The sequence below is a fragment of the Yersinia massiliensis CCUG 53443 genome (genome assembly GCF_000312485.1).
In the GTDB taxonomy this organism is placed as follows: domain Bacteria; phylum Pseudomonadota; class Gammaproteobacteria; order Enterobacterales; family Enterobacteriaceae; genus Yersinia; species Yersinia massiliensis.
Window position 1 is genome coordinate 77,075 of the sequence record NZ_HE997653.1, and the last position, 7,471, is coordinate 84,545.

A 7,471-nucleotide genomic window follows, 5' to 3' on the forward strand; every position below is an offset into this window, starting at 1 on the left:
GTTAAGGCTAAAAATTAATCTCAAAACCCTCGATTAAATATTGGAACTCCAGACGTTATCTCCTCCCCCCTCAGATATGATGTGTTCCCACCCCAGCGGAAACAGATAAGAAGTCAATACCAGTCTCTGGTGTTCAATCTTGCATCTGACCTCCGAGTTAGCGCACCAACCTTAAGGTAATAGTGAGATTTATCACATATGTTTTTGGTTATGTGTTGTTTGACTTAATATCAGAGTAGAGGGATACTTGTTTTCTACAAAGGAGAGGGAAATGTTGCAACTAACACCACTTCAGTTATTTAAAAACCTGTCCGATGAAACCCGTTTGGGTATCGTGTTGCTGCTCAGGGAGATGGGAGAGTTGTGCGTGTGTGATCTTTGCATGACACTGGATCAATCGCAGCCCAAAATCTCCCGTCATCTTGCAATGCTGCGGGAAAGTGGAATTCTTCTGGATCGTAAACAAGGAAAATGGGTTCACTACCGCTTATCACCACATATTCCTTCATGGGCTGCTCAGATTATTGAGCAGGCCTGGTTAAGCCAACAGGACGACGTTCAGGCCATCGCCCGCAAGCTGGCTTCAGTTAACTGCTCCGGTAGCAGTAAGGCTGTCTGCATCTAAAAAATTTGCCTTAACATATATGCTTTATCAAATATGAGGTATTGAAATGAAAACGTTAACGGTATTTGACCCAGCGATGTGCTGCAGCACCGGCGTCTGCGGTACAGATGTTGATCAGGCTCTGGTCGATTTTTCTGCGGATGTGCAATGGCTCAAACAACGTGGTGTACAAATTGAGCGTTTCAATCTCGCACAACAGCCGATGAGCTTTGTACAGAACGAGAAGGTCAAAGCGTTTATTGAGGCTTCCGGGGCAGAAGGTTTGCCATTGTTGTTACTGGATGGCGAAACAGTGATGGCCGGGCGTTACCCGAAACGCGCTGAGCTGGCTCGCTGGTTTAGCATTCCACTGGAGAAAGTGGGATTAGCGCCAACAAGCTGCTGTGGTGGTAATACTTCTTGTTGTTAAGTATGTCAGGAGGACATATGAAATTCTTACAGAATATCCCCCCTTATCTGTTTTTTACTGGTAAAGGAGGCGTTGGTAAAACCTCTATTTCCTGCGCCACGGCGATCCGTCTGGCAGAACAGGGGAAACGGGTGCTGCTGGTCAGTACCGATCCGGCCTCAAACGTAGGCCAGGTGTTTAGCCAGACGATTGGCAATACCATTCAGCCAATAGCCTCTGTTCCTGGATTGTCGGCTCTTGAGATTGATCCTCAGGCCGCTGCACAACAGTACCGGGCCAGAATCGTTGACCCTATTAAAGGCGTCCTGCCTGATGACGTTGTTTCCAGCATCAACGAACAACTGTCAGGTGCATGCACAACAGAGATTGCGGCTTTTGATGAATTTACCGGATTACTGACAGATGCCTCTCTGCTGACGCGGTTTGACCATATCATTTTTGATACCGCGCCGACGGGTCACACCATTCGCCTTCTTCAGTTGCCGGGCGCCTGGAGTAGCTTTATTGACAGCAATCCCGAGGGCGCGTCCTGTCTCGGCCCAATGGCGGGGCTGGAAAAGCAGCGTGAACAGTATGCCCATGCCGTTGAAGCGTTGTCTGATCCAAAGCGTACCCGACTGGTATTAGTTGCTCGTCTGCAAAAATCCACGTTGCAGGAAGTCGCCCGGACTCATCTGGAACTTGCCGCAATCGGCCTTAAAAATCAGTACCTGGTTATTAATGGCGTTCTGCCTAAAACTGAAGCGGCAAACGATACACTGGCTGCTGCAATATGGGACCGTGAACAGGAGGCGCTGGCCAATCTTCCCTCTGAACTTTCCGGTCTGCCCACTGACACGTTATTCCTCCAGCCGGTCAATATGGTCGGCGTGTCTGCACTCAGCGGGCTTCTCTCTACTCAGCCTGTAGCGGCGTCATCACCTGAAGAATACGTTCAACAGCGCCCTGACATTCCGTCACTTTCTGCGTTGGTCGATGATATTGCCCGTAATGAGCATGGCCTGATCATGCTGATGGGTAAAGGTGGCGTGGGGAAAACCACGATGGCTGCAGCCATTGCCGTCAGGCTGGCCGAAATGGGATTTGATGTCCATCTGACAACATCTGACCCTGCGGCGCATCTCAGCACAACCCTGAACGGTAGCCTTAACAACCTGCAGGTCAGCAGGATCGATCCTCAAGAGGAAACGGAACGCTATCGTCAGCATGTTCTTGAAACAAAGGGAAAAGAACTGGACGAAGCGGGGAAACTCCTGCTGGAAGAAGACTTACGCTCACCCTGCACCGAGGAAATTGCCGTTTTCCAGGCCTTTTCACGGGTGATTCGTGAAGCGGGTAAGCGCTTCGTGGTGATGGATACGGCACCGACCGGGCACACTCTATTGCTGCTGGATGCTACAGGCGCGTATCACCGCGAGATTGCGAAGAAAATGGGCGATAAGGGGGATTTCACCACACCGATGATGCAACTTCAGGACCCGGAGCGAACCAAAGTGTTACTGGTGACGCTGCCGGAAACCACGCCCGTGCTTGAGGCGGCAAATTTACAGGCCGATCTTGAGCGTGCAGGCATTCACCCTTGGGGCTGGATTATCAATAACAGCCTTTCCATCGCGGATACCCGTTCGCCGCTGCTTCGTCTGCGAGCACAACAAGAACGTCCGCAGATCGAGAGCGTTAAACTCCGGCACGCCAGCCGTGTCGCACTTGTTCCTGTACTGGCGTCAGAGCCGACCGGCATCGGCAAACTCAAACAACTCGCTGGTTAATTTATTGTCATCACGCAGGGCAGCATTGCTGCCCTGTCAGGAGGTTTTATGTTACTGGCAGGAGCCATTTTTATCCTGACCATCGTGTTGGTTATCTGGCAGCCGAAAGGATTAGGGATTGGCTGGAGCGCAACGCTGGGTGCCGTACTGGCTCTGGCGTCGGGTGTGATACACATTGCTGATATTCCGGTGGTGTGGAATATCGTCTGGAACGCGACGGCAACGTTTATCGCCGTCATTATCATCAGTCTGTTGCTGGATGAGTCCGGCTTTTTCGAATGGGCGGCACTGCACGTTTCCCGCTGGGGGAATGGTCGTGGTCGCCTGCTGTTTACGTATATCGTATTGCTTGGGGCGGCGGTGGCGGCGTTGTTCGCCAACGATGGCGCGGCGCTTATTCTGACACCTATCGTTATCGCCATGCTGCTGGCGCTGGGTTTCAGTAAAAGCACCACACTGGCGTTCGTGATGGCGGCTGGCTTCATTGCTGATACCGCCAGTTTGCCGCTTATCGTCTCGAACCTGGTCAACATCGTTTCGGCGGATTTCTTCCATCTGGGATTCACTGAATATGCCTCGGTAATGGTGCCAGTAGATATTGCTGCGATTATTGCCACACTGGTGATGCTGCATCTGTTTTTCCGCAAGGATATCCCGCCTACTTATGATCTGGCGCGACTGAAAGAACCGGCAAAAGCCATTAAAGACCCGGCGACGTTCAGAACCGGCTGGATAGTCTTAATCCTTCTGTTAGTCGGTTTTTTTGTCCTCGAGCCACTCGGTATTCCTGTGAGCGCGATTGCAGCAGTGGGTGCAGTCATTTTGTTTGCGATGGCTAAAAAAGGTCATGCGATTAATACCGGTAAAGTGCTGCACGGCGCGCCCTGGCAGATTGTGATCTTCTCGCTGGGGATGTATCTGGTGGTCTATGGGTTGCGCAACGCCGGTCTGACGGATTATCTCTCCGACGTGCTGAACGTACTGGCGGATAAGGGACTGTGGGCTGCGACATTTGGCACCGGATTCCTGACCGCATTCCTGTCTTCCATTATGAACAATATGCCTACCGTACTGGTTGGCGCATTGTCGATTGATGGCAGCGCCGCGACCGGTGTTATCAAAGAGGCGATGATTTATGCCAACGTCATTGGCTGCGATCTGGGACCGAAAATTACCCCTATTGGTAGCCTGGCAACGCTGCTCTGGCTGCACGTACTTTCACAGAAGAATATGACAATCACGTGGGGATATTACTTCCGCACCGGGATTATCATGACCCTGCCTGTGCTGTTTGTAACGCTGGCTGCGCTGGCGCTACGTCTCTCTGTCACTTTGTAATGAGAAACTGATATGAGCAACATCACCATTTATCACAACCCGGCCTGCGGCACCTCGCGTAACACGCTGGAGATGATCCGTAACAGCGGTACTGAACCGACCGTGATTCTCTACCTTGAGACCCCACCTTCACGCGATGAACTGGTCAAACTCATCGCTGATATGGGGATCACGGTACGATCATTGCTGCGCAAAAACGTTGAACCTTATGAAGAACTGGGGCTCTCGGAAGATAAATTTACTGACGATCAGCTCATCGACTTTATGCTGCAACATCCCATTCTGATTAACCGCCCGATTGTGGTGACGCCGCTGGGTACCCGCCTGTGCCGCCCGTCTGAAGTGGTGCTGGATATCCTGACAGATGCGCAAAAAGGGGCATTCGCCAAGGAAGATGGTGAAAAAGTTGTTGATGAAACAGGTAAACGACTGAAATAAACATTAAGGGGGCATTTGCCCCCTTAATCATTAAGTTGCCATTTCTTCCTGCAGATGGACCCGCTCGCCATCAGGAATGTTGAGAATGACCTGGCTGATGCTAATGCTGTCATTGTTCGCCATACCAACTTCAAATCTTGCTCTGATTTACTCGCCTGGAAAGTGCTTCTGCTGATTCTTTTCGTTCACTATAACGATCAACAAGGGGTCCGCTTGGAAAACGGAAAATATCCTACGTTAAGGCCGTTTCTTAAGCAGACATGACAGGCAGCTCTGAGCGAGGTATAGTCATTGTGTTAGTGGGGAGAGACCTGCTCCCCACTCTTTATTGACGATGCTACACATATTCCCATTTTAGTTTGCTCTGCGCGGTCTATTTAGCCAGAGCAAAATTCCGACGCCTCAGCACTGTTTAAACCGCCAGTCGTTCACTTTTGCCTGTTGCTTTATCACGAGTTGTCATCCTGACCTCGATTAATCGTGTCCGTAACGACATCTTAATGCAACAGACCCCCTATTTCCGCCCCAACGCTGCTCAAGTTAATTAAAAATGAGTAGGAATATTCTGACATCAAGTTCACTTCCATTCCGATATACGCCCACATCTGTTTATTGTTTAATCACTCCAACGAAATACATTGATCTAGATCATGCTTTGATGAAACTCAAAATAGAGACGACATCACATGCTGACAGACCAATCATCAATTAACCCTACATTATGAATTTGGATATCTTACACATGAAAAAGCAACTGATTGGTCTGACTGTTTTATCTTCTCTGGTTTTGGGTATGACTGCAGCACATGCCGCTCCTCCGACAGCGGAATTGAAAGTTATCGGTACACTGACTGTTCCAAGCTGCACCGTCGCTTCTCCCGATGAAGGTGTTTATGATTTCGGTAAATTGTCTTCATCTTTAGTCAAATCAGGGACGGCCACGACCGCGCTGACGCCAATGACGAAAACCTGGACGGTGACCTGTGATGCTGATACTTATCTGAACTTCATGCCTGTTGATAACCGTGCGGCATCTGCCAGTGTTGCTGCCACCACTAACTTCGGCCTGGGTAACGTGAACACGACCGGCAAAATCGGTTACTACACCGCACAGATTAAGAACGGTACTGTAGACGGCAAAGCGTCTAACTTGTTCTCTTCTGCAACATCAACGTTCACGGCGACAACTACAGCTAACCTGACCACAGGTCTGCGCACCGGTTGGTCATCTGCGGCTAACACCCAGAGCACCGGTAAAGTGTTTGTGGCTGATATCACCGTTAACCCAATCTTGGGTGGCACCACCACCATGGGTGGCCCCATCACTGACGATGCCGAGCTTGACGGTTCTATGACCATGAACTTCGCTTTCGGGATTTAATTACCGCGAAGACAAATTAATAGTGAAAAAGGGCCGGAATATTATTTCGGCCCTTATTTTTTGTTTGAGTTTTATTGATAACGCCAGTTTGTTTTCACAAATAAAGGAGAATACACCAATGCTCATCGGCGTGAATTCCTCGCTAATATCAAGGATAGCTGACTCGCGATGACAGAAGGACAAACAGGTACCCATCTCCCGCTTATTTTCATCACTTGGATCCTTCAAAAATGATTGTTTTTGAGCATTAATTTAAAGACTAACGTATTGATAATAATGAATTTAATAAGATAGAAATTCAGTAGGAATATTCTGACATCAAGTCCACTTCTGTTCTGATATACGCCCATGTCTGTTTATTGTTTAATCACCCCAACGAGATAAATTGATCTACATCATGTTTTAATGAAACTCAAAGCAGAGATTACATAAACGTGTTGATAAATTAATCTTAAATTAAACTTGTAATCTGGATACTCTACAAATGCAAAAGCAACTGATTGGTCTGACGGTTTTATCTTCTCTGATTTTGGGTATGACTGCAGCGCATGCGGCTCCCCCAACGGCAGAATTAAAGGTGAAAGGAAAACTCAGTGTTCCTACCTGTAATGTGATGGCGCCCGATGGTGGTGTTTATGACCTGGGTAAGATTTCAGCGACCAATATTAAATCGGGTGTGGCGACAACGGCATTAACCCCAATCACAAAGACTTGGACCATTACCTGTGATGCTGACACTTATCTCACCTATACTCCTCAGGATAATCGCAGTGGGTCAGAGAGTGCTAGCGGTGGGCATAATTATGGTCTGGGTTTGGTTAATGGCACAGGCAAGATAGGCTATTACACTGTTAAAATGTCAAATGCTAAAATTGATAATGTCGCTTCAAATATTGTGTGTATTCAACCAGGACAAGCGGCTGATTGCACCACAATGTCAAACGTACTCAAAGGGGAATTGCAGGGGTGGTCTAATGCCGATAAATCATTAAAAGCGGGTAAAACGTTTAGCGCAGACCTTGAAGTCAGTGCAGTATTAGCTGGCAGTACCACCATGGCGGGCCCCATCACTGAAGATAGTAAGATTGATGGTTCAATGACGATGAACTTCGCCTTTGGTATCTAATTCGTCCTCAATCAATATTGAGTAGGGTGATTAATCATCCTACTCATGCCATCGATTATTAATAATTACCCTCATATCTGACTGTGCTTAATTATATTTTAAATTAAATTACCGTACAGACTATTATCGATAAATGATTTGCTCATTCTAAGGTATTCCTGTGTTCAGTCGTCAGCTATCACTTCTTTATATAGCCTGCCTACTTTCCCTTTTCCCTGTGGCAGGACTCTCTGCAACAAAAGAGGGCGCTGCCGCATTTGATATAAAAACACTGGAAGGTTTGGGCTATTCAGCAGAATTAGCTAATTTCTTCAGTGGAGCTGATAAATTCTTACCGGGTCAGCATGATGTCACCATTATTATCAATGCCAGTAAAACCTACCGT

7 protein-coding genes and 2 pseudogenes are annotated in these 7,471 nt (G+C 48.1%); 8 read left to right on the plus strand and 1 reads right to left on the minus strand.

The annotated features are described in order from the left end of the window. The first annotated feature begins 271 nt into the window (after positions 1–271). Genes BN68_RS22590 through arsC form a run of 5 tightly spaced genes read left to right on the plus strand, consistent with a single transcriptional unit; the run spans position 272 to position 4,579 of the window. Complete coding sequence (locus BN68_RS22590; RefSeq protein ID WP_019213436.1) at positions 272–625, plus strand: transcriptional regulator; 354 nt, start codon at positions 272–274, stop codon at positions 623–625. A 46-nt stretch (positions 626–671) separates the two neighbouring features. After that, positions 672–1,034: an arsenite efflux transporter metallochaperone ArsD gene (gene arsD, locus BN68_RS22595; protein WP_011817072.1), complete on the plus strand. Its 363-nt coding sequence runs from the start codon at positions 672–674 to the stop codon at positions 1,032–1,034. A 17-nt stretch (positions 1,035–1,051) separates the two neighbouring features. Beyond that, the gene (gene arsA / locus BN68_RS22600) at positions 1,052–2,803 is read left to right on the plus strand and encodes an arsenite efflux transporter ATPase subunit ArsA (RefSeq protein WP_019213437.1); all 1,752 of its coding nucleotides are present in this window, start codon (positions 1,052–1,054) and stop codon (positions 2,801–2,803) included. Positions 2,804–2,851: 48 nt separating this feature from the next. Then, a complete protein-coding gene (arsB, locus tag BN68_RS22605; protein WP_019213438.1) occupies positions 2,852–4,141 on the plus strand; it encodes an arsenite efflux transporter membrane subunit ArsB in 1,290 nt (429 codons plus the stop codon). Positions 4,142–4,153: 12 nt separating this feature from the next. Continuing rightward, positions 4,154–4,579, plus strand: coding sequence for a glutaredoxin-dependent arsenate reductase (gene arsC, locus BN68_RS22610; RefSeq protein WP_019213439.1), 426 nt, complete (start codon positions 4,154–4,156; stop codon positions 4,577–4,579). 130 nt (positions 4,580–4,709) lie between these two features. Here the strand turns inward: arsC and BN68_RS23775 are convergent. After that, positions 4,710–4,784 (minus strand): annotated as a pseudogene (locus tag BN68_RS23775) (arsenical resistance protein ArsH); the annotation flags it as partial. Between the two features lie 537 nt (positions 4,785–5,321). On the opposite strand from BN68_RS23775, the gene BN68_RS22615 reads away from it, so the two are divergent. The 3 genes and pseudogenes from BN68_RS22615 to BN68_RS22625 all read left to right on the plus strand — a co-directional run. Then, positions 5,322–5,960 carry a DUF1120 domain-containing protein gene (locus BN68_RS22615; RefSeq protein WP_019213441.1) on the plus strand — a complete coding sequence of 213 codons (639 nt, stop codon included), beginning with the start codon at positions 5,322–5,324 and terminating at the stop codon, positions 5,958–5,960. Between the two features lie 484 nt (positions 5,961–6,444). Continuing rightward, complete coding sequence (locus BN68_RS22620; protein ID WP_019213442.1) at positions 6,445–7,086, plus strand: DUF1120 domain-containing protein; 642 nt, start codon at positions 6,445–6,447, stop codon at positions 7,084–7,086. Between the two features lie 160 nt (positions 7,087–7,246). Next, a pseudogene (locus tag BN68_RS22625) lies at positions 7,247–7,471 on the plus strand (hypothetical protein); the annotation flags it as partial.

What these genes read in the sequence shown, in the direction of transcription:
- arsD (WP_011817072.1), top strand. Translation starts at nt 672, where the DNA reads ATGAAAACGTTAACGGTATTTGACCCAGCGATGTGCTGCAGCACCGGC.
- arsA (WP_019213437.1), top strand. Translation starts at nt 1,052, where the DNA reads ATGAAATTCTTACAGAATATCCCCCCTTATCTGTTTTTTACTGGTAAA.
- BN68_RS22620 (WP_019213442.1), top strand. Translation starts at nt 6,445, where the DNA reads ATGCAAAAGCAACTGATTGGTCTGACGGTTTTATCTTCTCTGATTTTG.
- BN68_RS22615 (WP_019213441.1), top strand. Translation starts at nt 5,322, where the DNA reads ATGAAAAAGCAACTGATTGGTCTGACTGTTTTATCTTCTCTGGTTTTG.
- arsC (WP_019213439.1), top strand. Translation starts at nt 4,154, where the DNA reads ATGAGCAACATCACCATTTATCACAACCCGGCCTGCGGCACCTCGCGT.
- BN68_RS22590 (WP_019213436.1), top strand. Translation starts at nt 272, where the DNA reads ATGTTGCAACTAACACCACTTCAGTTATTTAAAAACCTGTCCGATGAA.
- arsB (WP_019213438.1), top strand. Translation starts at nt 2,852, where the DNA reads ATGTTACTGGCAGGAGCCATTTTTATCCTGACCATCGTGTTGGTTATC.